At 38.4% G+C, this 25,597-nt stretch carries 26 protein-coding genes; 4 read left to right on the top strand and 22 right to left on the bottom strand.

Annotated elements, in window-relative coordinates; all coding sequences use genetic code 11:
• Positions 1–65: 65 nt before the first annotated feature.
• Genes CGC50_RS00420 through CGC50_RS00410 form a run of 3 tightly spaced genes read left to right on the top strand, consistent with a single transcriptional unit; the run spans position 66 to position 3,900 of the window.
• A complete protein-coding gene (locus tag CGC50_RS00420; RefSeq protein WP_095909245.1) occupies positions 66–797 on the top strand; it encodes a nucleotide exchange factor GrpE in 732 nt (243 codons plus the stop codon).
• Between the two features lie 22 nt (positions 798–819).
• Entirely contained in the window at positions 820–1,938 is a 1,119-nt protein-coding gene (gene dnaJ / locus CGC50_RS00415) for a molecular chaperone DnaJ (protein WP_095909244.1), read from the top strand.
• 57 nt (positions 1,939–1,995) lie between these two features.
• On the top strand, positions 1,996–3,900 hold the full coding sequence (locus CGC50_RS00410) for a S9 family peptidase (protein WP_095909243.1): 1,905 nt from the start codon (positions 1,996–1,998) through the stop codon (positions 3,898–3,900).
• A 75-nt stretch (positions 3,901–3,975) separates the two neighbouring features.
• Here CGC50_RS00410 and CGC50_RS00405 read toward each other — a convergent pair whose 3' ends face one another.
• The 17 genes from CGC50_RS00405 to CGC50_RS00325 all read right to left on the bottom strand — a co-directional run bounded on the left by CGC50_RS00405 (position 3,976) and on the right by CGC50_RS00325 (position 18,882).
• Positions 3,976–4,392 carry a CBS domain-containing protein gene (locus tag CGC50_RS00405; RefSeq protein ID WP_002665557.1) on the bottom strand — a complete coding sequence of 139 codons (417 nt, stop codon included), beginning with the start codon at positions 4,390–4,392 and terminating at the stop codon, positions 3,976–3,978.
• A 146-nt stretch (positions 4,393–4,538) separates the two neighbouring features.
• The gene (locus CGC50_RS00400; RefSeq protein ID WP_095909242.1) at positions 4,539–5,204 is read right to left on the bottom strand and encodes a protein-L-isoaspartate(D-aspartate) O-methyltransferase; all 666 of its coding nucleotides are present in this window, start codon (positions 5,202–5,204) and stop codon (positions 4,539–4,541) included.
• 20 nt (positions 5,205–5,224) lie between these two features.
• Complete coding sequence (locus CGC50_RS00395; protein WP_095909241.1) at positions 5,225–6,181, bottom strand: peptidase associated/transthyretin-like domain-containing protein; 957 nt, start codon at positions 6,179–6,181, stop codon at positions 5,225–5,227.
• 128 nt (positions 6,182–6,309) lie between these two features.
• Entirely contained in the window at positions 6,310–9,000 is a 2,691-nt protein-coding gene (locus tag CGC50_RS00390) for an AsmA family protein (RefSeq protein WP_095909240.1), read from the bottom strand.
• A gap of 60 nt (positions 9,001–9,060) precedes the next feature.
• A complete protein-coding gene (locus tag CGC50_RS00385) occupies positions 9,061–9,840 on the bottom strand; it encodes a carboxypeptidase-like regulatory domain-containing protein (protein ID WP_002665603.1) in 780 nt (259 codons plus the stop codon).
• A gap of 136 nt (positions 9,841–9,976) precedes the next feature.
• Complete coding sequence (locus tag CGC50_RS00380; protein ID WP_095909239.1) at positions 9,977–10,954, bottom strand: glycosyltransferase family 2 protein; 978 nt, start codon at positions 10,952–10,954, stop codon at positions 9,977–9,979.
• Between the two features lie 2 nt (positions 10,955–10,956).
• Entirely contained in the window at positions 10,957–12,027 is a 1,071-nt protein-coding gene (gene aroB, locus CGC50_RS00375) for a 3-dehydroquinate synthase (RefSeq protein WP_095909238.1), read from the bottom strand.
• A gap of 10 nt (positions 12,028–12,037) precedes the next feature.
• A complete protein-coding gene (locus CGC50_RS00370) occupies positions 12,038–12,547 on the bottom strand; it encodes a GNAT family N-acetyltransferase (RefSeq protein ID WP_095909237.1) in 510 nt (169 codons plus the stop codon).
• 136 nt (positions 12,548–12,683) lie between these two features.
• On the bottom strand, positions 12,684–13,715 hold the full coding sequence (locus CGC50_RS00365) for an RluA family pseudouridine synthase (RefSeq protein WP_095909236.1): 1,032 nt from the start codon (positions 13,713–13,715) through the stop codon (positions 12,684–12,686).
• 78 nt (positions 13,716–13,793) lie between these two features.
• Entirely contained in the window at positions 13,794–14,396 is a 603-nt protein-coding gene (locus CGC50_RS00360) for a hypothetical protein (RefSeq protein WP_232781154.1), read from the bottom strand.
• A 75-nt stretch (positions 14,397–14,471) separates the two neighbouring features.
• Positions 14,472–14,735, bottom strand: coding sequence for a hypothetical protein (locus CGC50_RS00355; protein WP_002665517.1), 264 nt, complete (start codon positions 14,733–14,735; stop codon positions 14,472–14,474).
• Positions 14,736–14,762: 27 nt separating this feature from the next.
• Positions 14,763–15,461, bottom strand: a complete 699-nt coding sequence (dapB, locus tag CGC50_RS00350) for a 4-hydroxy-tetrahydrodipicolinate reductase (RefSeq protein WP_095909234.1) — start codon at positions 15,459–15,461, stop codon at positions 14,763–14,765.
• Positions 15,462–15,538: 77 nt separating this feature from the next.
• Positions 15,539–16,381: a glycosyltransferase gene (locus tag CGC50_RS00345; RefSeq protein WP_095909233.1), complete on the bottom strand. Its 843-nt coding sequence runs from the start codon at positions 16,379–16,381 to the stop codon at positions 15,539–15,541.
• Positions 16,382–16,405: 24 nt separating this feature from the next.
• Positions 16,406–17,002, bottom strand: coding sequence for a bifunctional nicotinamidase/pyrazinamidase (gene pncA, locus CGC50_RS00340; RefSeq protein WP_095909232.1), 597 nt, complete (start codon positions 17,000–17,002; stop codon positions 16,406–16,408).
• Positions 17,003–17,212: 210 nt separating this feature from the next.
• Positions 17,213–17,503: an HPF/RaiA family ribosome-associated protein gene (locus CGC50_RS00335; protein WP_095909231.1), complete on the bottom strand. Its 291-nt coding sequence runs from the start codon at positions 17,501–17,503 to the stop codon at positions 17,213–17,215.
• Between the two features lie 17 nt (positions 17,504–17,520).
• The gene (locus CGC50_RS00330; protein WP_002665543.1) at positions 17,521–18,411 is read right to left on the bottom strand and encodes a tyrosine-type recombinase/integrase; all 891 of its coding nucleotides are present in this window, start codon (positions 18,409–18,411) and stop codon (positions 17,521–17,523) included.
• Positions 18,412–18,420: 9 nt separating this feature from the next.
• Entirely contained in the window at positions 18,421–18,882 is a 462-nt protein-coding gene (locus CGC50_RS00325; RefSeq protein ID WP_002665552.1) for a hypothetical protein, read from the bottom strand.
• 272 nt (positions 18,883–19,154) lie between these two features.
• On the opposite strand from CGC50_RS00325, the gene CGC50_RS00320 reads away from it, so the two are divergent.
• Entirely contained in the window at positions 19,155–20,294 is a 1,140-nt protein-coding gene (locus CGC50_RS00320) for a tyrosine-type recombinase/integrase (RefSeq protein ID WP_095909230.1), read from the top strand.
• Positions 20,295–20,648: 354 nt separating this feature from the next.
• On the opposite strand, the gene CGC50_RS14235 is transcribed toward CGC50_RS00320, so the two are convergent.
• The 5 genes from CGC50_RS14235 to CGC50_RS00300 are packed head-to-tail and all read right to left on the bottom strand — an operon-like array spanning position 20,649 to position 25,596.
• On the bottom strand, positions 20,649–20,771 hold the full coding sequence (locus CGC50_RS14235; RefSeq protein ID WP_021629489.1) for a hypothetical protein: 123 nt from the start codon (positions 20,769–20,771) through the stop codon (positions 20,649–20,651).
• A gap of 12 nt (positions 20,772–20,783) precedes the next feature.
• Positions 20,784–21,017: a crAss001_48 related protein gene (locus CGC50_RS00315; protein WP_095909229.1), complete on the bottom strand. Its 234-nt coding sequence runs from the start codon at positions 21,015–21,017 to the stop codon at positions 20,784–20,786.
• An 11-nt stretch (positions 21,018–21,028) separates the two neighbouring features.
• Positions 21,029–21,220, bottom strand: coding sequence for a glutamyl-tRNA amidotransferase (locus tag CGC50_RS00310; protein ID WP_095909228.1), 192 nt, complete (start codon positions 21,218–21,220; stop codon positions 21,029–21,031).
• Positions 21,217–21,558 carry a hypothetical protein gene (locus CGC50_RS00305; RefSeq protein ID WP_095909227.1) on the bottom strand — a complete coding sequence of 114 codons (342 nt, stop codon included), beginning with the start codon at positions 21,556–21,558 and terminating at the stop codon, positions 21,217–21,219. Before CGC50_RS00305 ends, CGC50_RS00310 begins: the two co-directional genes overlap by 4 nt.
• A 9-nt stretch (positions 21,559–21,567) precedes the next feature.
• On the bottom strand, positions 21,568–25,596 hold the full coding sequence (locus tag CGC50_RS00300) for an LPD3 domain-containing protein (RefSeq protein ID WP_095909226.1): 4,029 nt from the start codon (positions 25,594–25,596) through the stop codon (positions 21,568–21,570).
• Position 25,597: the final 1 nt, after the last annotated feature.

Here is a 25,597-nt window from a genome sequence, read left to right as displayed (position 1 = left end):
TTTGGCAATACTTTTGATAGGGGTAGCTAAATAGTAATTAATAGTAATACAAAAATTATAAACCTATGAATACAGGACATAACCATCATCAAGGAGATTTCCATACAGATGATATACAGGACGCTGAATTTCAAGATGCTGAAATTATTGATGAAATACATGAGCAGGAAGCTCCAAAGTCTCATCATCAAGCGACTGCACAGGATTCTCTTGATGTAGAGATAGAAGATGAAACAAAAGATGAACTCCCTGAGATTATTATCAAAAAAAATCCTGAGCAGAAGTCTGAAGAAAAACAAACTGAGAAATCCAATAACAATCAGTCAAATAACTCTTCTGAAGCTGATGAGGCTATCTCTATATTAGAGGCTGAACTACATAAAGAAAAAGATAAATTCACTCGTCTGTTTGCCGAATTTGAAAATTACAAAAGAAGAACTGCCAAGGAAAGGCTTGAATTGCTCACCTCAGCAGGACAAGATGTCATACTTTCTATGCTCCCAGTCCTTGATGACTTTGATCGTGCTCTTGTGGAAATATCCAAATCTGAGGATGAAAACCTCCTTCGTGGAGTGGAACTCATCCATAGCAAATTCCTTAATACACTAAGATCTAAAGGATTAGAACAGATCCAGGTTGACACTGGCGATCCTTTTGATAGTGATATTCATGAGGCTATTACTCAGACCACTGCTCCTACCGAAGACCTTCGTGGAAAAGTATTAGATGTAGTAGAAAAAGGATACAAGTTGGGTGACAAAATTATTCGTTATCCAAAGGTTGTTGTAGGACAATAAGTTCTTGTTCTTAGTATTAAAAATGAAAAAAGATTATTACGAAATATTAGGTGTTAGCAAAAATGCTACTGCCGCTGAAATAAAAAAAGCTTATCGAAAAAAAGCCTTAGAATACCACCCTGATAAAAATCCTGGTGACAAAGAGGCTGAAGAAAAATTCAAAGAGGCAGCTCAGGCCTATGAGATTCTTGGTGACGAACAAAAGCGTGCTCAGTATGATCAGTATGGTCATGCTGCCTTCGAAGGGGGTGCTGGTGGTGGATATAGTACCATGGAGGATATATTCCGTAACTTCGGGGATATATTCGGTGGGCACTTTAGCGGATTCTCTGGTTTCGGAGGATTCGGAGGAGGTAATTCTCATTCCTATCGTGTAAAGGGAGGGGATTTGCGTATCCGTGTAAAGCTCAACTTAGCCGATATTGCTACAGGTACTGAGAAAAAAGTAAAAGTACAACGAAAAATAAAAGCAGAAGGTGCCACTTATAAGAGTTGTGCCACCTGTCATGGTCATGGTAGTATCGTCCGTGAGGTCAATACTATGCTTGGTCGTATGCAAACCTCTTCTCCTTGTCCTACTTGTGGAGGAAGTGGTGAGATTATTGACAAAAGACCTGATGGGGCTGACTCTCAAGGCCTCAAGAGCATAGAAGAGACTGTATCAATCAAGATTCCTGCTGGAGTCATGGAAGGAATGCAACTAAAAGTCTCTGGAAAAGGAAATGAAGCGCCTGGAAACAACAGTATTCCAGGGGATCTCTTAGTACTTATCGAAGAGATTGAGCATGAGACTCTCAAGCGTGAAGGGGAAAACCTTCACTTGGATCTCTATATAAGTATGCCTGAAGCTGTTCTAGGCACTTCCAAAGATATAGAAACAGCCACTGGAAAGGTTCGTATCAAGCTCGAAGAAGGAATCCAATCTGGAAAAATCCTTCGCCTAAAGAACAAAGGATTGCCCAATATCAACGGGTATGACACTGGGGATCTCTTAGTACATGTCAATGTATGGACTCCTAAGACCTTGACTAAAGAACAAAAGAACTTTTTCCAGAAAATGTTAGAAGATGAGAATTTTACCCCCAATCCGGACAAATCGGAAAAAACTTTCTTTGAGAAGGTAAAGGATATGTTCTCTTGAATGATTCATTGGTTGTTCTCTAAGCTATCATGAAAAATAATTCTAATTATATATATCATGAGAAGAATCACTCTAATACTTACATTGTTTATGGTGTATAGTACATTCGCACAACAGCCGCTTACTCCCGAAAAGTTATGGGAGCTGCATAGGGTTAGTGGCATCGGACTGACAGCCGACAAGAACCATGTACTCATAGGGGTTACCACTCCTAATGTCAAAAATAATTCCTTTGACAAAGAGTATTACAAGCTCGCTATCAAAGATGGAAAAACGGTATCCATCACTAAGGAACAGTTGGAACTGCTTACAGAAAAACTTAATAACAATAAGTCTCTTAAGCTCATCCACAAGGAGGTAAAACTCACTCCTGTTCTTGCTAAGGATTTCCATAAGGATTTGGACAAATCTTCTGGAAAAATCTATCAAGGACTTGATCATCGCCACTGGGATAAGTGGAATGAAGGCTCTTATAATCATGTATTTATAGAAAATATTGCCTCTGGAGCTCTTACCGATATTATGCAGGGACTTCCCTATTATTGTCCTCAAGAACCTCATGGAGGAGAAGAGGATTATATATGGAGCCCTGATGGCAAAAAGGTACTCTATGTAACCAAAGCCAAGGTAGGTACTCAGTATGTAGTAAGCACCAATACCGATATTTATCAGTATGACATCGCTACCAAAACTACAACCAACCTCACCGAGGGTATGATGGGGTATGATACCAATCCTTCTTTTAGCAAAGAAGGGGTATTGGCTTGGTTAAGCATGAAGGAAGATGGCAACGAAGCGGATAAGAACGACTTATACATCCTTCACAATGGTCAGAAGATTAATCTTACTGCCACTTGGGACAATACAGTTTTTAGCTACCTATGGAGTGATGATGGCAAGAAAATTTATTTTATCGCCGCTACCAATGGTACTCAACAACTCTTTGAGATAGAGCCTTTTGCCAAAAACCCTACTGTAAAACAGCTTACCAAAGGAATTTTTGACATCAACAATATCATAGGGCAATCTGGAGACCTTTTAGTGGTGACTCGTAATGATATGAACAGAGCTCCTGAGATCTATACAGTGAACCTCAAAGGAAGAAAAACTCCCTTAGAAGTAAAACAGCTCTCTCATATCAACGACTATTTGTATAAGAATATAGCTAAGTGTCCTGTAAAGGAACGCACTATCAAAACTACTGATGGCAAGGATATGCTCGCTTGGGTGATCTATCCTCCTGATTTCAATCCTAAGAAGAAGTATCCTACCCTTCTCTATTGTCAGGGAGGACCTCAATCGGCGCTCACTCAGTTCTATAGCTTCCGCTGGAACCTCCAGCTGATGGCCTCCCAAGGCTATATCGTCATCGCTCCTAACCGTCGTGGTATGCCAGGACATGGGGTAGAATGGAATGCTCAGATCAGTGGAGATTGGGGAGGACAGGTTATGAAGGATTACCTCGCTGCTATTGATGATATTGCCAAAGAACCTTATGTAGATAGTAACCGATTAGGGGCTGTGGGAGCTAGTTATGGCGGCTATTCAGTATATAACTTAGCTGGTATCCATAATAAGCGTTTTAAGACTTTTATCGCTCACTGTGGAGTATTCAATACCCAAAGTATGTTCGGTACTACTGAAGAGACTTTCTTCAACAATCATGAGTTTGCTGGCCCTTATTGGGAAAAAAACAATGCTCTAGCTCAGAAAGCTTATACCGAATTCAACCCCATTGAGAAGGTAGCCGCTTGGGATACACCTATCCTTATCATTCATGGTGGAAAAGACTACCGTGTGCCTGAGGAACAAGGATTCCAAGCCTTCACTGCAGCTCAGCTCAGGGGAATCAAGAGCAAATTGCTCTACTTCCCTGATGAAAATCACTGGGTATTACAACCTCAGAACGCTTTACTATGGCAAAGAACCTTCTTTGATTGGCTAAAGGAAACCCTACAATAAGCTGATTATTTTGGATAAAGAAGAAGCCAAAATTCCTGAGGAATTTTGGCTTCTTGTTTTCTAACTTTTTTAAAATTAATATTGTTCCAAAAGATACTTGATAAGGTCTGTAGTGGTAAGCATGCCCACCAAGTTGCCGTTATCGGTAACGGGAAGTGCATGGAAAGTTTGCTCAGCAAGAATCTCAGCGGCTTCCTTGATAGTTGTATCAGGAGAGATAGCCAAAGGTACTTTAGCCATCACCTGTGGAATGGTGAACATATCATACACCACACTATCCACATGCTTTTCATCGTCAGAGAGATCAGCAAAACTGATGCGAAGCAAGTCTGTAAGACTTAGCACACCAATGAGTTTGTGCCCCTCTACCACGGGAATATGGCGAATGTGGTGTTTTTTGAATAAGGCCTCTGCTTCATACAATGTCTGAGTAGGGCTTAGAGTAACTATGTCTTTGGACATAATCTGGGAAACGGGAACTCTTTGTTTCATATCCTTAAAAATTATATAGATTACTGCTTATTTTCCCTACAAAGTTACTGAAAAAAAATCAAAAAACCTACACTTTTTTCTGTTTTTTTTCTATTTTTTCGCCTCTTTTTCCCGTTTGTCTCTGTTCATTGTTCTCTGACTGCTACTCACTGCTTTCTCCTGACTTGCGTATCCTCCAACATAGGTACAAAGCCAAAGGTGCCATATTCCTCTTTGCTGAACTCTGTGGGAGAGAGTCGTACAAAAACCGTCATGATCTGTGCACCCCGACCTATAGGAATCACAAGCCTCCCTCCTACTTTGAGTTGTGCTAACAACTCCTTGGGCACCTCTGGTGCACCTGCTGTTACCAAAATACGATCATAAGGGGCTTGTTCTACATATCCCTTATATCCATCCCCAAAAATCATCTTTCGGGGCATATAGCCCATTTTATCAAGTAATAACTTTGTTTTTTTGAAGAGTTCCTGTTGGCGCTCTATGGTGTAAAGCTCTACATTGAGTGCTACCAATACAGCTGACTGATAGCCACTCCCAGTGCCTATCTCTAGTACTTTTTGCCCAGCATTCACCTGTAATAATTCTGTCTGGAAAGCAACCGTATGAGGACGAGAAATCGTCTGTCCTGCTCCTATAGGAAAAGCAATATCTTGATAGGCTTTTTCTTCAAAAATACTATCTAAGAACAAATGACGTGGAATCATTCTTATCGCTTGTAATACTTTTTCATCAGAAATAGGATATTCTTTGCGCTCAGTAAGCTGTCGAGCCAAAAGATTGCGCATTCCCTGATGCCTTACTGTATCTTTCATTTGTTTTATTTTTCCTCTATCTATCTCTTTGTGCGGCGTCTTACTTCCTCTGGAGAGAGGATAAGACTATCATTATTAAACAATTCATAATTATTAGTATAGATTTCCCTATAATTTCCCATTGTATCATATACTCTATACTGAATATAATCTTTTTCTCTGCGATCATTGTGATAATACTTCTCTTGGATGAGCTTACCCCCCTTATAGAAAAATGCTGTACCCACTCGTGTATGAGCGGCTATATCGGGACAAGAAAAATTTCCTTCACAGATTTTTTCTTTTATATTTCCTTCTAGATCATACTTGATAAATAAGGACTCACATCTGACAGTATCCCGATCATAGATAAGGCTGTCTTTCTTAGGAAAATAAATAGTTTCTGTACTCAACTTTCCTTGTCTGATAAAGTATGTTCGCAGGGTGTGCTTTTCTATATAATGAGAATTTTTACGTGGTTTTTCTCCTTTGTAGTATCCTATATAATCTTTTGTTATAAGCTGTTCTTCAGGATAATGATAAATTTGTAAATGGGTTACCACTGCAGTATCTTTTCCTCGGATAATAAGACTATCTTTAGGAAGGATCTGCTCTCGTGGATTTGTACTTTTATACAAACTCTCTTCATAATCATTGTAGATAGAATCCATGTACTGTATGGTTCTGAGGTAGATTTGCTCTCCCTTAAAAAGAAATTCAAAATGTTCTCCATGCTGTATGAGTACAGAACTAAGAGTATCTTTTATATAAGGCTCTTTTTCAAAAATAAGACGAGAGGCTATATCATCCATCTTTTTCAAAGTAAAAAATCCTTTTTCATCTGTAAAAGTATACTGCTGACTCTCCAATTCTGTAACTTTTACTCCTGCCAAGGGCTTTTTAGTAGCAGCATCACATACATATCCTGTATAATGAGTCCTATTCAGAAGGCAACTTTGGACTATTATAAGAATAACTAAAAATACTAAAAATCTCATAATCAATGACAAATGATGAATAATGAATAACAAATAATTTTAGTAAAAAGACGTGTGTTTTAAAAAAATCACACGTCTTTCCTCAATGATTAATAAGCACATTAATCATTAATCATTGAACCTTACAATCATTGCTCATTATTATTTTTCTTTTTAAAGAGACCATCCAAGAGGTTATTTACAGCTTTTTTGGTTTGCTCCTTAGGAGTAGTCTTAGTAGTATCCGTAGCTGAGGTTTTTCCTCCTATGAGCTTACCTAAAGCATCTGTAGCCTTATTTACAGCTTCACCTCCTACTTTTTCAGTGATTTTGTTAGTCACCTCTTTACCTACTTTGTCCATCACCTTATCCGTAAGCTGGTTTGCTTGCGCTTTGGCTACCTGTAGCGCAAGGTTATTGACAACTTGTTTCATATCGGTCGATACCTGAGGTTTGGTAAAGTTACCCCCCATATTCACATTGACAGGAATATCCCCTAACTTCTGTTGTTCGGTTACTGTAAGCTTAGCCAATAGGGCTGAAGCATCCTGACCAAGCATTTTAGCAGGGACATTGAAAGTAAGTTTGTAATCCATGGTTTGGTCAAACCCATGTGTTCCTGCTACATTGATAGTACTACCATTCCATTTGATAGCAAAAGGTTTTACCACCACACGGCCATTTTCAAAGGTTACATTAGCCTTGAGATCCTTGAGGTTTAGCTTGGAAAGATTCAACTGATTGAACTGAGCATCCAAAGCTGAAACTAAGGGAGAAGCCTCTTTTACATGGCTATCCAATAGGGCAGCAGAAAGACTTCCTGAGATAGAATTGATATCAGGGGTAAGTTCTGGAGTGAGCTTTCCTTTTACATTAATCTTAGAACTAAAGAAACCTTCTACTACTTTGGCAATAGGCATAATTTTCTTAAGCATTTCTATCTGAGAGAAAGACTCCATAACGTTAAGTTTGTTCATGTCCAAATCTACAGAAAAAGTGGAGGTATCCCCTTTGGTAGATACACTTCCTGTAACGGCGGTTTTCCCACCAAAGATATCGGTTTGCAGGTTCTGTAGGGTTACTTTTTCATCCTTGATAATAAGTTTTCCTGATACATTAGTCAAATTGAGCTTATCATAAAGTACACTCTTGGCCTTGGCATCAAGACTACAATCTAGAAAAGCAGGAATTTTGATAGAAGCATTTGTCTTGGAAGTAGGTTTAGTTTCTGTAGGCTTTTCTTCTTGCTTATCTTGCTTAGGAGTTTCCGCAGGTGTATCGGTTTGCATAAAATCACCTACATCTATATGATTGGAAGCGAGGGTGAAATTCCCTTTGAGCACCTCATTACGAAGTGTAAACCCATAGAAATTTTCTAAAGTCCCCTTAATATTGAAATCAGTCTTACCTGTCTTAGCATCCAGTTCTGTAAGTTCTATCTTAGCATTATTGAAAGAAATTCCCGCCTTATTGATATGGAAAGGCTGCAAGAAGCCGGCTCCTGAATAGACAAATTTCTCCAAAGAAGCGTGTCCTGAGTTTTGAATACGTTCGTAAGCCTTCTTTTCTACTGAAGCCATATCGAAAGCTGTAGAGATGTCCGCCTTGAGAATACCTTTCAGATCCAAATCCATCTTCACAGGATAAGCTTTTTGGATATTCTCCAAATTGATCACTCCTTTCAGATCCGCATTCACCAACATATTTTTAGTAAGATTTCTGAGCAAGGCCTTTACAGAAAAAGCATCTTGGTCTATAGTAAAGGCAAAACGATTGATATTCACATAAGTATCCTCCAATTTTTCTGTTTCATTTCCTATTTTTACATCTATATCAATATTTTTGACAGACTTAGGTAAGGAAGGATACTTGAATGACGCATTATTCGAGAGCATACGAATATCCAGCTTAGGAATAGTGGTAGGAGTATACTTACCATCTACCTTACCATTGATAGTAAATTCACCAGTGGTCTGTACTCCTTCTATACTCTTGGTATAGGCAGCAGGGATCAGATCCAAGAAATTCTTGAAGGTTGTCTTAGGTGTTTTAAAAGATAGATTATAGAGTTGTCCATCTTCCAAAAGCTGTACAAATCCGTCAAAATTAAGTTCCAAAGCATTCAACTTCAATGTATTGTCCTTGAGTGTATACTTCTGTTGGTTTAGGTCGATTCCTAAGACAGCATCCAGGGTAACTACATTATTGCGTAGGAAAGCTGTTCCATCAGAAGCAAAAGAAACCTTAGTAGCTGTAGTTGTCTCTAAATCAAGTACTTGATTAGCGAAATTTCCTTTTCCTTTATGATAAAGACTATCAAGGATAACACTCATTTTAGAGGTATCGTCCCTGAATGTAAAGCGTAGGTTCTCTATGCTATACTCCTTGAGATCAAGAGAGAAATTGTTGGGTTCTTCATCAGTAGTATCAGAAGTACTTTTGGCAATATCGAAGTTACCTTTCCCCTCCTCATTCATGTGTACATTCACTACAGCATCTGATAGGGAGAATCCTAAGAGCTTGTAAGGATCCTTATCCCCTTTGAAAAGGATATCCTTAAGGTTCACCTTCGCAGAGAAATTCCCCACATAAGCCAAAGTGTCTCCAGCAAAAGGAGCATTGTTAATGACCTTTAGTCCTTCGAGTTCTACTGTTGCATTGGGAAAGTTCTTGAAGACACTCAGAGAAAAGTCAGTAAAACTAATCTGAGCATTCACACTTTCATTTACTTTCTCCATGATTTTATCCTTTATAGTATTCTTAAAGAGAAAAGGTATGGAAACAAGTAATAGTATCAATACTAAAACAATGATACCAAAAATTTTAAAAAACTTCTTCATGTTTTTTAGGTATTAGGTGTTAGGTATTGGGAGGCTAAGAGCAGAGAATAGCTTCCCTTTTCATTTTTTATTTTGAGGTTCTCCATTTTTATTGAGGAGCTTGTACTCTTCATAACATTGGGTAAGAGCATCCAAGAATTGTAAGTCGTTAGAATTCTTGATAAAATCTTTTGAATAATTGCAATGACGAAGCAATTCTTCGAGTTTGTCCTTGGATATACCTAAAATTTCGGCCAGAGCTTCTCGGTCATATTTTCCATTGAGCATACTACGGATTTCATCACTCTGCTTCATCTTTTTGAGTTTGCGTAAATCCTTAGCCCTACTACTAAAAGCCTTATAAAGCAGTCCTGCGGGATTTAGTACAGAGGTAACGACCTCTTCCGTTTTATTCTTATCCCGTGTTCTGGGCTCATATCCTAAGTCTAATCCAGAGATACTATACTGTCTATTGGTATTGACAGGCATATACTTTGCATCAATATCCAAATAACCTGTCAGGCGATAAGGAGAGATTACTACCTCTTCCAAGGCATAGGCCAGTTCGGTCATTCCTATACGCGTTCCAGGGAAACGAATCATATCCTGAGTTACTCTTATTTTGATAGACTTGAAGCCAAGATAAGAAAAGTGTAAAGTATCATTCACGGCTACCCGTATTGAGAAATCTCCCTTAATATTGGTAACTGTTCCCTTTACTTGATTGATATTGAGCACATTCACATTATCTAAAGGCAAGTTTGTCTTGGTATTGAACACACTTCCTCGCATAAGAGTCTCCTCCTGTGCGTACCCCAAGAATGAACAGATACATAAAAAAATTAGAAGAATATTTCTCATAAAATATTTATTTTCAATACTTTAAAAATATTATTAGGAAGATTTAAAATCTGCCGTAAAAATAGAAAAAATATAGGAAAGACACAATCTTTTGATAATTTTATTTTTGGGTATACCTACAATTTTTGTTCCCCCATTAATACCCTACTTTCTTATTCTTTATAAAGTAGCTATAAGCTATTGATTTTATTGAGTAATACTGTTTTAGTATAGGATTTTTCCGCTTGTGATAAAAATGAAAAAAGTACTTATAGAAAGCAAAATGCGCCCTAAGAATAGCCCAAGTATAGCTTGGCTTTCCCTGAAAGAAAAAACGTATCCCAGCAATGCCATCCAGAACCATTCTCAAAAAAATCGTGGAAAACCAAGTCCCTTTAGGCAAGTTTTTCAAGAGCATAAAAAGACTATTGCGAAAGTTAAGGAACACCTTTTGTATACTTCCTTGCTCAAGTGTTGCTCCTCCTAAGTGATATATCTGAGACAAGGGAGTATAATACACCTTATACCCCTCATTTTGCGCACGCCAACAGAGATCTATCTCCTCCTGATGGGCAAAAAAATCCTCATCAAAACCACCAAGATGCTCAAAAGTGGATGCTCTAATAAAAAAACATGCCCCAGAAGCCCAAAAAATAGGCGTTTGTTCCTCATATTGTCCTGTATCCTCCTCTATTGTATCAAAGACACGCCCTCTACAATAGGGAAAACCGTATTTGTCTATATATCCTCCAGCAGCTCCTGCATATTCGAAATAGTTTTTCTGTTTATAAGACTTTATCTTAGGCTGTAATATACTGATTTGAGGCTCATGGGCAAAGATATGAATAGGAGCTTTGAGCCAATGAGGGGTGACCTCGACATCGGAGTTGAGCAGGCAATACACATCGGCAGGGATATGCTTTAATCCTTCGTTGTATCCTCTGGCATACCCATAGTTTTCAGTATTTTGGACAATCTTTATCTGGGGATAGTACTCTTGTAAGAACAAAACACTTCCATCGGTAGAGGCATTGTCTATCACATAAAGCCCTACCCCTGAGGAATAGCGTACCACAGAGGGAAGAAACTGCTCTAATAGATGCTTTCCATTCCAATTAAGTATAACTATAACCATAATCAATGATTAATACTATAATAGTCAAAAGCCTCCTTTATAAGAGAGGAAGGAACCTCTATATCCCACTTAGGTTTTCCGATCTCCTCCAACAATACAAAATATATACGTCCGTAAGCATTCTTTTTATCATACTTGAGTAGCTGCTGTATGGCTTCTCTCTCTTGTGAGGTGAAGTTCTCTTGAGGGAAATATTCTAAAAGAGTTGTTTTGATTTCCTCCACCTTATCCCAAGGGAACTGTAGCACCTTATGAGAGATATAAGCAGCCAAGATCATTCCTATAGCGACAGCCTCTCCATGTAATAAGCGCTTTTCTCGGTGAGATAGTGCATAGGACTCAATAGCATGCCCCAGAGTATGGCCAAAGTTGAGTATCTTGCGCAATCCTTGTTCCTTAGGATCCTCAGATACCACTTGATACTTAATCACTACCGATTGATAAATAATTTCTTCCAAATCATCGGTAGTCAAGGTCGAGAGATGTCTCATCTTTTCCCAATAAGCAGGAGATTGTATGAGTCCATGCTTAAACATCTCGGCCAAACCGCTACGAAATTCCTCTTTGGGTAAGGTATTAAGATAATTGACATCAATAAGAAGAAGCTTAGGGTTCTCTATCACGCCTATTTGGTTTTTGAGGGTTCCTAAATCGACCCCTGTCTTCCCTCCAATAGAAGCATCCACCATCGCCAAGAGAGAAGTAGGAATATTGATAAAATCAATTCCTCGCTTGAAAGTAGATGCCACGAATCCTCCCATATCAGTAACCACCCCTCCACCTACATTGATCAGCAAGCTCTTTCTATCCGCCTCTAAATCAGAGAGGGTCTGCCAAAGAGAAAGACAGGTATCCAAGGTTTTGTACTCCTCTCCAGCCTCTACTTCTATGATTTCCACTTCAAAAGGGAATTTCTGTAAGAAAGTATATACACAACACTCATGGGTATGTGTATCGGAAAGAACAAATATCTTTGAATATTTCTTTTCTTTTATATAGTCTGCTAAGTATTTATAGCCCTCTTCTGCGAAGTAGATGGTATAGGCTCCTGTATCTATCTGATTGTATTTCATAACTCTTTATTTAAACTAAAATCTTCTGAAAGGCCTCACGTTTTCCATCACGTACCTGAATGATACCACAGTAAGTATAGCCTTCTTTTTCAAAAATATGTTTCATGACCTGATTATCAAAGTTAGTATCCACTCGTACAGAACGTATTCCATGAATAATAGCTATTTTTTCAGCTTCTCGTATCATAAAAGATCCCAATCCCTTACCTCGTCCCTTCTTCCCTACTACCATTCTGTGCCCTACTATATAGGGCTCCTGGTTAAGCCAAGCTCCCTCTATCTTTTGATAGGTAGGCTCTCCATCCCTACTGATGGCTACATAAGCGATAACCTCACCTGCCTCTTCCACTACATAAGCATAGTGATGAACTATATCTTGCTCAATAGTTTCCTTAAAGGGATAACCATCCTGCCACTGGTGGGTTCCTCTTTGTCGCATGGTTTCTTTGGCATAGAGAAAGAGTGGCCATATAGCCTCTAAATCTTCTATTTTCGCCTGTCGAAAAAAGAATTGTTTCATAATATATTTTCAAATGTAAATTAATTAGCTATAAAATCACTTTACATAAAAGAGTAAAATTCCATTTTATGATTAGAGGTTTTCTGAAAAATTCTTGTTTTTGAGGGATAAATTGCAATCCTCCCTATTATTCTCATTAATCATTGACTACCTCTCTATTGCTAAGGTAGTTACGCCATTTTTCTATACATTGTTGCATATCCTGAGGTATTTCGCTATCAAAGCGGAGCATCTGCCCTGTGGAGGGTTTCTCCACCCCTAAGGTTTTGGCATGAAGCGCTTGACGAGGGAGAATCTTAAAACAGTTTTCGACAAACTGCTTATACTTAGCTGAAGTTGTTCCCTTGAGTATCTTATCCCCACCATAGCGCTCGTCATTGAAAAGCGGGTGTCCTATATAGGTAAAATGGGCTCGAATCTGGTGTGTGCGCCCTGTTTCCAAGCGACAAGAAACTAAGGTTACATAGCCAAAACGCTCCAAGACCTTGTAATGAGTGATGGCCTCCTTACCTTCACTTCCATCAGGGAAAACGGTCATCTGGAGGCGGTTCTTAGGATGCCTTCCGATATGCCCTATGATAGTTCCCTCGTCCTGAGCGAGGTTGCCCCACACCAAAGCTACATACTCCCTCTCACTGGTTTTGTTGAAAAACTGCTTAGCCAAGTGATTCATAGCCTCTTCCGTTTTAGCCACAACCAATAAGCCACTGGTATCTTTGTCGATTCTATGTACCAAGCCAGGTCGGTCGGAACTGTTCATAGGCAGGTGCTGAAAATGGTAAATTAGTCCATTGATGAGAGTTCCTTGATAATTGCCATGCCCTGGATGTACTACCAAACCGGCAGGCTTATTGATGATGATTAGTTCCTCATCCTCATAGACAATATCCAAGGGAATAGGCTCAGGTACCAAGAGATATTCGTGAGGAGGATGGGCAAACATAACCTTGACTTCATCATTGGCCTTGACCCTGTGGTTAGCCTTCACGGCTACTCCATTGACAAATATATTGCCGTCCTTAGCCGCCTGTTGTACCTTATTTCGAGAGGCATTCTCCACGAAGTTCATCAGGAACTTATCTACTCGTAGTGGTTCTTGTCCCTTTCCTGCCTTAAAACTATAGTGTTCGTACAGCTCATCGTCTGTAATCAAATCGTCGTCTGCCATCTATTTAGTTTTGAGTTTTGAGTTTTGAATTATTTATGTGTAAATTACCCCTATGCATAGCATTTTTGCAAACTATCGCTAATTGACGATAATCATTTTTCGCCAGCGTTTTCTTGTATTTATATAGTTTTCCAATTCTTTTTTGGCATTTTTTTCTAATGCATGCGCTTCATATTCCTGCATCACCTCCTTTTGATATCTTGTTTTGAGTTTTACAGAGGGTTCTTGGTATGTAAATCTATGCTTTCCCTCTGAAATCACAATAGTATCGCACTTAAACGCTCCTTCTTTAGTATTGTTTTCCAACAGGAATTGAAAGAAAGCATCTTTGCGCTTACCTTTTAGGTTTCCTTCGAAGAAAGTCATAAAGAAAATACGACCTTTCCCCTTTTTTCGTTCTCCGAAAAAGAGACTTATCTGTGTATTTTTATCTTTCGTAGGGATACTTTGCAGCATTTTATCATATATGGATTCTAATAAGGCTACTTTTAAACTATCCCTTACCACAGGATTTTTGGCAATGTCCTCGAAATCCTTAGTACAGAAAGCATATACAAAATCGGTAAGCACATTTTCCCTATATGCCCACTGTTTTTCGCCCTCTACATAGAGCTTATAAGTCTGTTGTGCAAAAGTTACAGAGGTAAAGGCCAAGAAAAGAAATAAGAATAGCTTCTTCATAGTAATATATGCAAAAAACACCAATTGCATTGTGAACAAATGTAATTGGTGTAAAACAAAAAAAGTAATTTCTTTTTAGCTCAAAGCATTGATCTTTGCTACAATAGCATTGACTTCTTCTTCGAAATTCTTAAGCAGTTGTTTGTAGAAAGCCCCTTTGTTTTCACTTGGATTATTAATTTGTCCGAGATACTTATCATAAGCGGCGTAGATTTCCTCTACCACAGCTTGAGAAGCCTCATTTTTTTTATCAGTTACCAATTCCCAAATGATAAGAGTATCTACTAACTCTCCTAAGACAGAAGCAATATTCTTTTTTAAACGTCTTACGCTTGCCATAAAATTTATTTTTACAAATGATTAAATTTATTTTTCGAATAGGACATCTTTCATAGAAAAGACACCTTTTTTCCCCTGTATCCACTCTGCAGCTAAAACAGCCCCTAAGGCAAAACCATCACGGCTGTGAGCGGTATGTTTGATCTCAATGGTATCCACTTGACTACTATAAGTAACTATATGAGTACCAGGAGTATTCTCTATACGCTTGGCTGTAATGGGGATCTTATCTTCGGAGGTTTCCCCCAACTGCCAACCAACTTTGTCGGTCTGTTCAATAATATCCTGTGCTAAGGTAATGGCGGTACCACTGGGTGCATCCAGTTTTTGAGTGTGATGTATTTCTTCAATAGCAATGGCATACTGAGGATACTTCTGCATGAGCTTTGCTAAGACCTTATTAATCTCAAAGAAAACATTGACTCCTATACTAAAGTTGGAAGCATAGAGAAAGGCTGTATCATGCACCCTGCATAAGGCTTCCGCCTTTGGGTAATTCTCAAGCCAACCCGTAGTACCAGCTATGGTTGGTATACCTGCGGAAAGCGCCTTGCTAATATTAGCAAAAGCACTCTGAGGGGTACTAAACTCAATGGCCACTTGAGCTACTGAGAGATCATACTCCCCTGGAGCATCCACCCTGAGAACAATCTCATGACCACGCTCAAGGGCAATACGCTCAATGGTTTTACCCATTTTCCCATAACCTAATAGTGCTATTTTCATTCTCTTTGTGGTATTATTTTAATACAGCGCAAAAGTAAAGAAAAAATCAGTATACAGCAAATTTTCTTATCAACAATTCAGAATTTTTTCTTGATATTTCTCCAGCGGTAAGCCCGTATCCACTTTCCTTCCTCAGGAGTTACTAAAAAATCTTGTTTTTCCTTCTTAGCCTTGAAGTATCCCTTTATATAATCCCAAAACAAGTGAAAACTTTGCTTTTTGTAAGCAAGCTTAGCACTTGCCAAAAAAGAGAGAATCATCCCATATCGCAAGCGGTAGAACATCCCCCCCTGCATATACTGAGCCTGAGAGTTGTAACGGCTTGCGGTAGGGCGCAAGTGCTTTACCAGCAAGGTATTGTCCACTAAGACCTCCCAGCCATAGTACTGAGCCAATAGCTCATCCACAGTATCCCAACCCATGGCCTGTCTAAGCCCAGAGATATCCTCAAAACATTCTCGACGATAGCTCTTTAGTGCTCCTCGGAGGTGATTTTTATCAGTAAGTTCTTCCCTTAGCCATTTCCCTTGTTTTTCTATACTACAGACTCCACCACACATCCCCAACTTAGGGTGTTGTGTATAATACTGGTGTAGCTTCTGGAGGTAATCTGGAGGAAAGATCAGATCAGCATCGAACTTACAAATGACCTCTACCTGTTCCAGTAGAGGGAGCCCCGCATAGAAAGCCTGAACGATCTTTGCCCCTGGCAAGCGATGAGCAGAGGAGCTCCTATAGAGCTGTTTCACCTGTGGATACTTGGCACAATAAGCGGCCAACACCTTGGCTGTATTGTCCGAGGAATTGTCATCCACCACAATAATCTGATGGGCAGGATAGTGCTGATTGAGGAGCGAGTCCAAGGTCAGCGCCAAGATATCCCCTTCGTTGTGAGCAGGAATGACAATACCAAATCGCATTTGTTGTCTTTCTTTCAAATCTTCTTAAGGTAATAAAGTAAAATTGGGATGCTTGATAAGTTCCTCTTTTTGCTGCTGAAAATGTTCCTTGCTAATGGCACGGGTACAATGCTCATGTAAGAATACCCTATAGCCTAGGTCAAGCGCATCCACCATAGAATAATAGACACAATAGTCCGCTGCCAAGCCTGCAAAATGGAGTTCCTCAATAGACAATCCCTTGAGATACCCATCCAGTCCTGTACTCTTTAACTTTTGGTTATCAAAGAAAGCACTATAGCTATCTATATTAGGGTCTGTTCCCTTACGGAATATAGTATTGATGAATTGGGTATGCAGTTCTGGGAAGAACTCTGCTCCTTTGCTTTCCTGCACACAATGAGGAGGCCAAAGCGTCTGTAGGAAGTCCCCTTGAGGGATGGATTCAAAAGCCTTTTTCCCCTCATGTAAGGTAAAAAAGCTAAAGTGATTGTTGGGATGCCAGTCCTGAGTAGCAATCACATGATCAAACTGAGGAATAAGATGATTGACAGGATCTACAATAGCCCTGCCATCAGGAACAGGAAGCTCTCCTGTAATAAAGTCATTCTGAATATCAACAAGTATAAGCACTCTATTCATATATAATAGATTTTATTTGATTTCAAATACAACAAGAAATTACATTTACAATTCTATTTAGAAGAAAAATCTGCGAGATAGTCCCTTAGTGTACTCTTATAAAGAGGTTTGGGAGTTGTGGCTAATTTCCTTGTCATGATATAAGGGAGGTAATACAACTTTAAAGAGTGAATTAAGGGGCGAATTGTCATTCGCCCCCTACAGAGAATATTAACGAGTTTCTTTGTATTTTTTCAAGAATCTTTCGATAGGATTTACGCAAGAATCCACTCCTTCTTCAAAGGATTTGAATTGTTTTTTGACCACAAAACTATCTCCGGGTACATTTATTTTAATTTCCACTATTTTATTTTCTTTGGCAGTGGTATTGTCTAACTTCAAATAGACTTCAGCGTCAATCACCTTATCATAGAAAAGGTCTAATTTGTCCATTTTTTTTTGAATAAAATCGACCAATTTTTGATCCACTGTAAAACCGACATTGTGTAAATTTACTTTCATAATCTAAAAATTTTAAATTAATACTCTTTATTAGTCATCCTCGGATGCGCATTTTTATATTGGTTTTTGAGCTCTGCGATACTACTATGTGTATAGACCTGAGTAGCAGCGAGCCCTGCGTGCCCCAATAATTCCTTGACAGCATTGAGGTCAGCCCCATTGTCTAAAAGGTGTGTAGCGAAAGAATGCCTCAGTACATGAGGGCTTTTCTTTAGCTTTGTTGTGGCAGTGCTAAAGTACGAATTTATTATATTATACACAAGTTTTGGGTACATTTTTTTTCCTTTATCCGTCAAAAATAGAAATACCTCATTGGTTTCTACCCCTTTACGTAAGGTTAAATATTTCTCAAGAGTCTCCACCACTGTATGAATCAGAGGGATTATTCGCTCTTTGTTGCGCTTACCCAATACCTTTACTGTTTTCTGAGAAAAATCTATATCGCTTATTTTCAAATCGATAAGCTCTGCTCTACGCATTCCTGTTGCATAAAAGAGTTCTATAATCGTCTTATTACGCATTTGGGTATAAGAATCTTCAACAATGGGTTGAGAGAGAACCGAGTCTATCTCCCTGGAAGAGAAAGGAATAGATATTTTTTTAGGTGCTTTCAGAGGGATATGAGGGACAAAAGGAGAGGCTTTGATAGCCAATGTACGCACTAAAAAAGCGTAATAAGCCTTGAGCGAGGCTAATTTTCTATTGATAGATCTATTGGTAATTCCTCTCTCTACTAAGTGGATAATCCATGAACGAATAAGAGAATAGTTCACTTGGGGAAGGAGCATTGTAGGCTCTACCTCAGTGAGATAAGCAGCAAACTCTTGCACATCGGCAAGATAAGCTGTCACCGTGTGAGAGGAGTATTTTTTCTCCAAAGAGAGATAATTCTCAAAAGCCTCTATCATTTTTTTATTTTAGAATAGAAAACCTCCATTGCGAATAGTACTTCCCAATATAAGCAAAGTTACCGCAATAAGTGTTACACATAAGATATGAACCGCCATTTCAGGAAGTTTTTTGATTTGTCCCTTCGCCAACTTAGGCAATACCCTTGTCTGAGCACTGATAGCAAAACAAATAGAGGTAAGAAGACCAATAATCTTGAGCGACACGACCGTTTCTATCCCTGTGGCAAAAGAGAACCACGAAGGCAGTGGCGCATTCAAGTCATAAGCCATCCAAATACCTGTGACAACTAAAAGAAGCAGAGAAGGCATCCCTATAGGCTCATAAGTCTTCTCAAAACGAGAGATAAAATCAAAATTTTTATGCTTGAGTGCCTTAGGTAAAAAACCCAAAAGCAAGATCAAATGACCACCTACCCAGATAGTTGCACTGATAAGATGGATAATTAGTAAGATATGATGTCTATCCATAGTATCTTATATTATTATTTCTTCTCTATAGAAGAGCAAAAGTACAAAATAATTTAGGATAAATGAAACTTTTACTTAAAAAAATCTTTTATTTAGTAGGTCAAATATTTATATCTTTTTTGTATATTTGTCCCTTACAATTAAATAAAATTGCTGTAATATTTTGATATTCAAATATTTATATTTAATTTTGCGCCGTGGTTGTGTCAATATCGTGACACGTATTCAATAGGAATTATTTTAGGACTATTCTCATAGCCCTAAATAAAAAAATGCCTAAAAACAACAAACAATCTTCCATTATACCCATGGTGGCATTTAAGCCTGCTGAGCTCCGTATAGGCACTGATTGGCTAATTGTGTATTATGCTAAGGATCCTCAATCGGACAAGCTGGTTAGGTTTCGCAATAGGGTGCCTAAAATGAGCAACAAAAAAGAACGCTTGCGCTTTGCTCAAAAGATGATAGACACACTTAACGAGCAACTGTATTCGGGCTGGTCTCCATACATGGGCAACCTTACAGAGGTAAAAACAATTGATTACTGTTTTGATTATTACCTAAAAACACTCTCCAAGGAACTTTCGGACGGGGTGAAAAGAAAATCTACTTGCAATAATTACAAACACTTTATTACGGCTTTTACTGAATATTTATCCATATACCAGAAAAATGCCAAGTTTATATCTGATATTTCTACGCTTATATGTGATCATTTCTTGGATAGAATCTATATAGAGAAAGAAAAAAGCGCAAGAACTTACAACTTTTACCTTACGTGTATGCGAACTTTTTTCAACTTCTGTTTGTCGAAGGGGTTTATAAAAGAAAGTCCAGTAAAAAACACAAAGACAAAGTCTATAAAAGAGAAAACAAGGGTAGTACTCAATGAGAAAGAAAAAGCTAAATTAGCTCTCTTAAAAGGGGAGAATTTCCATTTTTACGTATTCTGTATGACTACCTATTACTGTTTTATTCGTCCTAATGAGCTTAAAAAACTAAAGGTGGAACACGTAAACATTGAAAAGAGTTACATAACCATACCCAGCAGTATTTCCAAAAATAGAAAGACGGAGAATGTAACCATTCCAAATATATTCATAGAGGAGTTGAAAGAACATATTGGCAAAGCCTCCAAAGACCTATTTTTGTTTGGAAAGAAGTTTGTACCAGGGAAGCAAGCAATTACAAATTTATTCTATCATTGGGAGAATGTGCGCAAAAAATACCACTTTAGAAAGGAGGTACAGTTTTATTCGCTCAAGGACACAGGTATAACAGATATGCTTAACGCTGGCGTTCCTGCTATTAAGGTGAGGGATCAAGCGCGCCACTCGGATCTGAAGATAACGGAGATATACACCGCTCGCAACAACTCCGCTGATGAAACAGTCAAAAATATTCATTACTGATAATTCTACGCAACGAGAGTAGGGCGGAGTAGCCGTTTTTTTGGAAACTTTGGAAACTAAGAAGCCTATTGCTGATTTTCAATAAGTTACAAAATGACTCGAAAATCACCTTACAGAGCTATATATCGTTATAAACTATTTATTTTCACATAGTTACATTGTATTTATATAAGTTTCCAAATCTTTATTATTTTTGGAAACCAAAGGGGAAAATTTTTGGAAACCGAGCCTATTTTTGGAAACCAAGTATAAAAAACCTCCCCCACGTGTGTCTTGCGGGGGAGGAAAATGTAAAAAAATTGTACCAAACAAAAAATCCCTAACCTTACGGGGGTAGGGATTTGTACTCAAGGGTTAGCGCTTACGAGTTTTCTTCGTGGTTGCTTTCTTCGCTTTCACAATACGTCCGTTCTCGTTGTAACGGAAACCTTTCTTGAGCCGTCCATTGGCTTTCAAGCCGACTTTCTTTGTTGCCATAAAATTAAATATTTAATTAAAATCTGTTGTTTTTGATTCTTCCTCGTAAAGAGCTAATCTTTTTTCTAAGATATTAGCATAAGCTGTCATCGTGTCATACTGCATTCTTAGTAAATAGGCTTGTGTCTTGTCTATTTGTTTAATTTTCTCGCTTTTCAAGAAATCTCTTAACTTACCTATTTTTTCTCTAAGTTCGTCATTTTCTACACGAACTCGCTCAAATACTTGTTGTTTTTCTTTGTTCATACATTATTCTTTTATAATTGTTTTACTTCTCTTGAAAGAAAATGTTGTACAGTATTGCGTACAGCGCTTTTCTTGGACATATTCTTTCCTTTTTTGGAATGAGAGGCACTTTCTTTTGTGCTTTCTATAAATATATGCTCGTGGATTATAGGAAATCCCAACACATCTACACCTGTTCTATAAGAGATTATTTCTACTTTCATTGTGGCTTAGGATAATAAGATTGTAACCTGATCCAGTCAAGCTGCCCGTTAATATCATTCAATTCTCTTTCCAGCTGGGCAAATTCAGCTGTCTTCTCTGCCTTTGAGTTGGAAATTAGAAAAGTACTCAAGACATTAGCACCTACAGCTCCTCCTATTCCTGCTAAAGGTCTGATATACCATTTCTGCTTAGTCTTCCAAGCCCAAACTACACCAGCAATAAAGCCCACTGATTGAAAGGCTAACACCCTATAAGCGACAGGGGAAAGTTCTTTTCTTAATTGACTGATTCTCCTCTCAATCTCATTTTTTCTTGCTTCTAATTGTTCTTTATTCATATCTTTATATTATAACACTTCAAAATTCAGTTCTTCGCTTTCCGTAGGCTCATAGTGAGCGGGTAGGGCGGGCACTTCGGGAGCCGTGGCGAGCATACGTTGTTCGTATATACTATATTGTAGCTCGGTAGCGGGCCGCTTGTTGTAGCGGTTTTTGTCGGGATATACATAGTTCTCGCGGTAATCGGGAAAGGTCTCTGTAAAGAGAATAATATCGCCGTCAAACTGGCTCTTGCTACCTCCTCGCATTTTGCCGTCTGCTGTTTGCTGGAAAATCACTAAAAACAGCTTGCCGTCATACTTCTTGCGCAAGTCCTTGTCAATCTCAAAATGAGGTGCCAGCTCACGCATTTTCTGAAAGGAATCTATCACTATTACTTCGTTGGTGCGTATCATTGTATCCAACTCTTCCAAAGAACGAACGTCCTGAGCTGTGATATGCTCCAAGGCTGTATCGTTTAGGTACTGATAGGCTTTTTCCTCGTACAGCACGCTTTCGGGGTGCTCCTCGATAGAGGCGTGTCCTACTCGATAGCGTTGCGCCAGGGCATTCATAAACTGAAAGGCAAAGCGCGTTTTTCCGCTACCTTGCTTACCGGTGAGGGTGATCACAAGGCTGTCCTTTGTCTTTTTCTCCAAGGCCCCAAGGAAAAGGCTCATTTGCTCGTCGGCCACTAAGAAACTTTCTCGCGCTTCGGGGCGTGTTGCCAACTGCTGGGCGAGGGTTTGCCTTGGAACAGGCAAGGAGGTTACAGGGGGTTCGGACGCATTGAGACCAAAATTTTCTTCTTTTTTCTTGCGGGATAAAGATTTTTTTGTACCTTTGCCCTCAGAAAGCGAGCTATCTCTTAGGCTTTCAGTTACCCACGGGGCTGGAATAGAGGTAGCTTGCTTTTTCTTTTTAGGATTAGCACCTACTTCAAAGGTTTTAAACCGAAACTTTCTATCTCTATCAACTGCAATAGAAATACGTACGTGCCGTTTCTCTCCATCAATAGTAACTTTCGCTTTAAAATTTAGGTAACCTATGATATTAGGCGGGCTACTTTCTTTTCTATTTCCCCAATTATTGTAGGTAGAATTTTTAATAAGCGATTCTAAATGCTCCAAAACAGCTACTTTTTCTTTGTAAATAGGTTTTTGTAGTTTTTTTCCTGCTGTATTAAAAAACTCTATATGGATATCCTCTTCTTTAAAGAATTTTTTGGAAAGGCTCTTTCCTCCATAATTTTCAAGGTAATATTCCAATGTATATTCCCTTAACTCAGGAACAGACATTTTTTTAAACCTTTCGGTAGAGACTTCTGGAACAGAGGGAGCATTTAAGCCATATTTTTTATTTATTTTTTTGATATCTCCCCTTACTTTTTTACCTTCTTTATTTAAAAAAGAATCTATTTCAGAGATAATATTGTATCCTAAATCAGTTAAATTGTAACGCCTAAGTGTTTCATAATTTTCTAAACGAGTGAATAGTTTATTTTTGTTTGAGAAATATTTATCAAAAACTTTTAGCTGAGTTTCATTATAAGGATTTGTTTCATCTATTGTAAAGAATTTAGTAGGTTTTTCTCCAAAATTGAAAGCCCAATAAAATATCTCTACTGCTTTATAATTCTTAAAATATTTTTTGTATTTCTGGGATAGAGATTTAAAAAAATCTTTTAAATTATCTTGTAATTGTATATTTTCTTCAAAACCTTTTCGTTTTCTTTTCTCATTTTGTTCAAAAGCTCGGCTATTCAATTCATCAGAAGCAACCTTATATTCATAAGCAAACTCTCTTTCTAAAGGGTGATATTTTCCTTTTGGGTCAATAATCCCGTAATCTTGGAAGTACCAACCTTTTTTAAGTTTCCCTTTTTCTGTAAGCGCTTCCTTGAGAATACCTTCGTGGCGAGGGGCATTGAGACCTATATCTCCAAAAAGCCCTTGGGAGTAGTCCACGCAGGAAAGGCCTTTTTCTTCCTTGCGGTTTTGGGTGAAATGCAATTGGATAGGGGCAATTCTTAGCGGGCTTATCACATCATAATTACTACGATCCCCTATATATACAGCCATCGTCACCACTATATTTCCATTGTCTGTTTCTATATTTAATTTTTCATCTAACTTATTGGTATATAACCTTATTTTTTTAGCTCCATTGCTTTGTAAGATTTGTAAGTCATTTAATAGATATTTCAGATTGTAATGACCCTCTCCTACATTAGAAGTAATCTTAACCACATAAACCTTTTTCCAATCATAAATCTTTCTTATCACCTCAAGTCCAGATTTCAAATGTTGTATAATAGGCTCTATAGCTACCCAGTCGGAAGTATATACGGGATTTTCGGTCAATATAGGTTTATAATTAGGGAATACATAATCTAAAATTCTGTAATAATCCTCCTTTGAACAGCCTCCTATTTTGGTACATTTGTAATTAGGATCATACAGAGCACCTGTTTTCAGCCCGTCATTCTTAGAACGATTCAAAAGGATTATATTATACAAGTCTGTAGCCACATAGCGATCGGCTTCTATGAGTACACATTCTAAGGTAGGACGATTTTTGTCTTTTACAACGATTGTTTTAAGGCTATCAATACCTGTAATTTTTGAAATAGTAGGACTTACGGGGAAATCTTCTGTATTGATAAAGCCACGAGGCTCTTCCTTAAGATTCTGTTTTTTTAAATCCTTTAAAGTCTCCTTTAAAAAGTCAGCTCCCACAGCTCCTTGCTTGTCGGCAGACTTTTTGTAATAGGCTTGGTTTTTCTCGTCTTCAAACTCAAGAAACACCTTAGTAGGCTCCTGCAATAGGGTGAAATTAGCCTCGTTTTCGACTTTTCCTTTCCTTGATTTTAGGGACTTTGTAGCCTTATTGGGGGCTTTTTCTACTTTTTTTTTAGACGAATCTTGGACATTTTCCTTTTTTGTATAGGCTTTTCTATCTTCCAAAAAATTAGAAAGTTTGTGTATCCCTGCGATATAGCCAAGGTCATAAGTCTTTTTTATACGTTCTACCCCTTTATGGAATTTCTCCAATAGCTCATACCCACGAGGGGTAAGCTCATAGGCACGCATTTTAGCAGAGGGATTCTGCAAACGAGTAAGGAGGGGGTGTTTTTTATATTGTAGCACGGCTTCTGTAGGCCTCTTCCCTGGTGTATTCCAAAAACGAAAGACTGTTTTTCCTTCTTCAAAGGCGTCTGTGAAATTGTAGAGGAAATCCAAGACTTCACCTTCAGGAATATCAGCATTTTCAGCGAGTAGTTGCGCCTGCAAATCATCAAAGGCTTCAAAATCTTTTACCTTGGGGCCTGATACTTCCTTAGTGGTTTCTTCCTTCTGTGGTGCTTTCTCCTTCTTTGGTTTAGCTTCTTTTTTAGGTTTTTCTACCAATGAAATAGCCTTGTTTCTGCCTCCGTCTTTTTCAATGCTAAAATAGATAAAGTCTTTTCCTTCTATATATTTTTCCTCAATATGTTTTTTAGCCTTTTCAAAAGGATAAGGTCCCATGCCGAAAGCGTAATTTCTAAGCCCCTCTTCCGTAGTTTCATAATATTTCCCTTCACTATTTTTCCAAAAACGTTCACTTAATTCTTCTATATTAGGATTTGTATAAGAGAACACTGCGATTACACGGCTGTGGCGATCGTCTGTTATGACAACAAACCTATACTTTTTGTCTTTTTTAGTATCCTTCTGTGGTGCTTTCTCCTTCTTTGGTTTAGCTTCTTTTTTAGGTTTTTCCTCTACCTTTACCACGTTGCCCTTGACGAACTTCCAGCCCTTGCGTAGGCGGCCACAATCGTCCAAGGCTTCGCGGTAGTCGCCTGTATGCTGCACGCCTGAAAGCCCCACAGAGCTATCATAGTGAGTAATGGTAATCTCAAAATGAGTAGCTTCGGGGCTATCATTGAGCACGCGGCTCAATCGGTATATAATAGCAGTGTTATTCTCGGCTTTTGCTTGGGTCAAGACTTGTTCTACTTCCTTACGGGAGACTTCTCGGTTATCTAAGGCGTTAAAGGCTTCAAGTGCTGTCATA

The sequence above is a fragment of the Capnocytophaga gingivalis genome (assembly GCF_002302415.1).
In the GTDB taxonomy this organism is placed as follows: Bacteria; Bacteroidota; Bacteroidia; order Flavobacteriales; family Flavobacteriaceae; genus Capnocytophaga; species Capnocytophaga gingivalis.
Note: the sequence above shows the minus strand (reverse complement) of the source record. Positions and strands in the feature narration are given on the sequence as shown.

Bases quoted from the DNA above. Each gene is read 5' to 3' on its own strand.
- CGC50_RS00420 (WP_095909245.1), top strand. From the start codon at position 66: ATGAATACAGGACATAACCATCATCAAGGAGATTTCCATACAGATGAT.
- dnaJ (WP_095909244.1), top strand. From the start codon at position 820: ATGAAAAAAGATTATTACGAAATATTAGGTGTTAGCAAAAATGCTACT.
- CGC50_RS00410 (WP_095909243.1), top strand. From the start codon at position 1,996: ATGAGAAGAATCACTCTAATACTTACATTGTTTATGGTGTATAGTACA.
- CGC50_RS00405 (WP_002665557.1), bottom strand. From the start codon at position 4,392: ATGAAACAAAGAGTTCCCGTTTCCCAGATTATGTCCAAAGACATAGTT.
- CGC50_RS00400 (WP_095909242.1), bottom strand. From the start codon at position 5,204: ATGAAAGATACAGTAAGGCATCAGGGAATGCGCAATCTTTTGGCTCGA.
- CGC50_RS00395 (WP_095909241.1), bottom strand. From the start codon at position 6,181: ATGAGATTTTTAGTATTTTTAGTTATTCTTATAATAGTCCAAAGTTGC.
- CGC50_RS00390 (WP_095909240.1), bottom strand. From the start codon at position 9,000: ATGAAGAAGTTTTTTAAAATTTTTGGTATCATTGTTTTAGTATTGATA.
- CGC50_RS00385 (WP_002665603.1), bottom strand. From the start codon at position 9,840: ATGAGAAATATTCTTCTAATTTTTTTATGTATCTGTTCATTCTTGGGG.
- CGC50_RS00380 (WP_095909239.1), bottom strand. From the start codon at position 10,954: ATGGTTATAGTTATACTTAATTGGAATGGAAAGCATCTATTAGAGCAG.
- aroB (WP_095909238.1), bottom strand. From the start codon at position 12,027: ATGAAATACAATCAGATAGATACAGGAGCCTATACCATCTACTTCGCA.
- CGC50_RS00370 (WP_095909237.1), bottom strand. From the start codon at position 12,547: ATGAAACAATTCTTTTTTCGACAGGCGAAAATAGAAGATTTAGAGGCT.
- CGC50_RS00365 (WP_095909236.1), bottom strand. From the start codon at position 13,715: ATGGCAGACGACGATTTGATTACAGACGATGAGCTGTACGAACACTAT.
- CGC50_RS00360 (WP_232781154.1), bottom strand. From the start codon at position 14,396: ATGAAGAAGCTATTCTTATTTCTTTTCTTGGCCTTTACCTCTGTAACT.
- CGC50_RS00355 (WP_002665517.1), bottom strand. From the start codon at position 14,735: ATGGCAAGCGTAAGACGTTTAAAAAAGAATATTGCTTCTGTCTTAGGA.
- dapB (WP_095909234.1), bottom strand. From the start codon at position 15,461: ATGAAAATAGCACTATTAGGTTATGGGAAAATGGGTAAAACCATTGAG.
- CGC50_RS00345 (WP_095909233.1), bottom strand. From the start codon at position 16,381: ATGCGATTTGGTATTGTCATTCCTGCTCACAACGAAGGGGATATCTTG.
- pncA (WP_095909232.1), bottom strand. From the start codon at position 17,002: ATGAATAGAGTGCTTATACTTGTTGATATTCAGAATGACTTTATTACA.
- CGC50_RS00335 (WP_095909231.1), bottom strand. From the start codon at position 17,503: ATGAAAGTAAATTTACACAATGTCGGTTTTACAGTGGATCAAAAATTG.
- CGC50_RS00330 (WP_002665543.1), bottom strand. From the start codon at position 18,411: ATGATAGAGGCTTTTGAGAATTATCTCTCTTTGGAGAAAAAATACTCC.
- CGC50_RS00325 (WP_002665552.1), bottom strand. From the start codon at position 18,882: ATGGATAGACATCATATCTTACTAATTATCCATCTTATCAGTGCAACT.
- CGC50_RS00320 (WP_095909230.1), top strand. From the start codon at position 19,155: ATGCCTAAAAACAACAAACAATCTTCCATTATACCCATGGTGGCATTT.
- CGC50_RS14235 (WP_021629489.1), bottom strand. From the start codon at position 20,771: ATGGCAACAAAGAAAGTCGGCTTGAAAGCCAATGGACGGCTCAAGAAA.
- CGC50_RS00315 (WP_095909229.1), bottom strand. From the start codon at position 21,017: ATGAACAAAGAAAAACAACAAGTATTTGAGCGAGTTCGTGTAGAAAAT.
- CGC50_RS00310 (WP_095909228.1), bottom strand. From the start codon at position 21,220: ATGAAAGTAGAAATAATCTCTTATAGAACAGGTGTAGATGTGTTGGGA.
- CGC50_RS00305 (WP_095909227.1), bottom strand. From the start codon at position 21,558: ATGAATAAAGAACAATTAGAAGCAAGAAAAAATGAGATTGAGAGGAGA.
- CGC50_RS00300 (WP_095909226.1), bottom strand. From the start codon at position 25,596: ATGACAGCACTTGAAGCCTTTAACGCCTTAGATAACCGAGAAGTCTCC.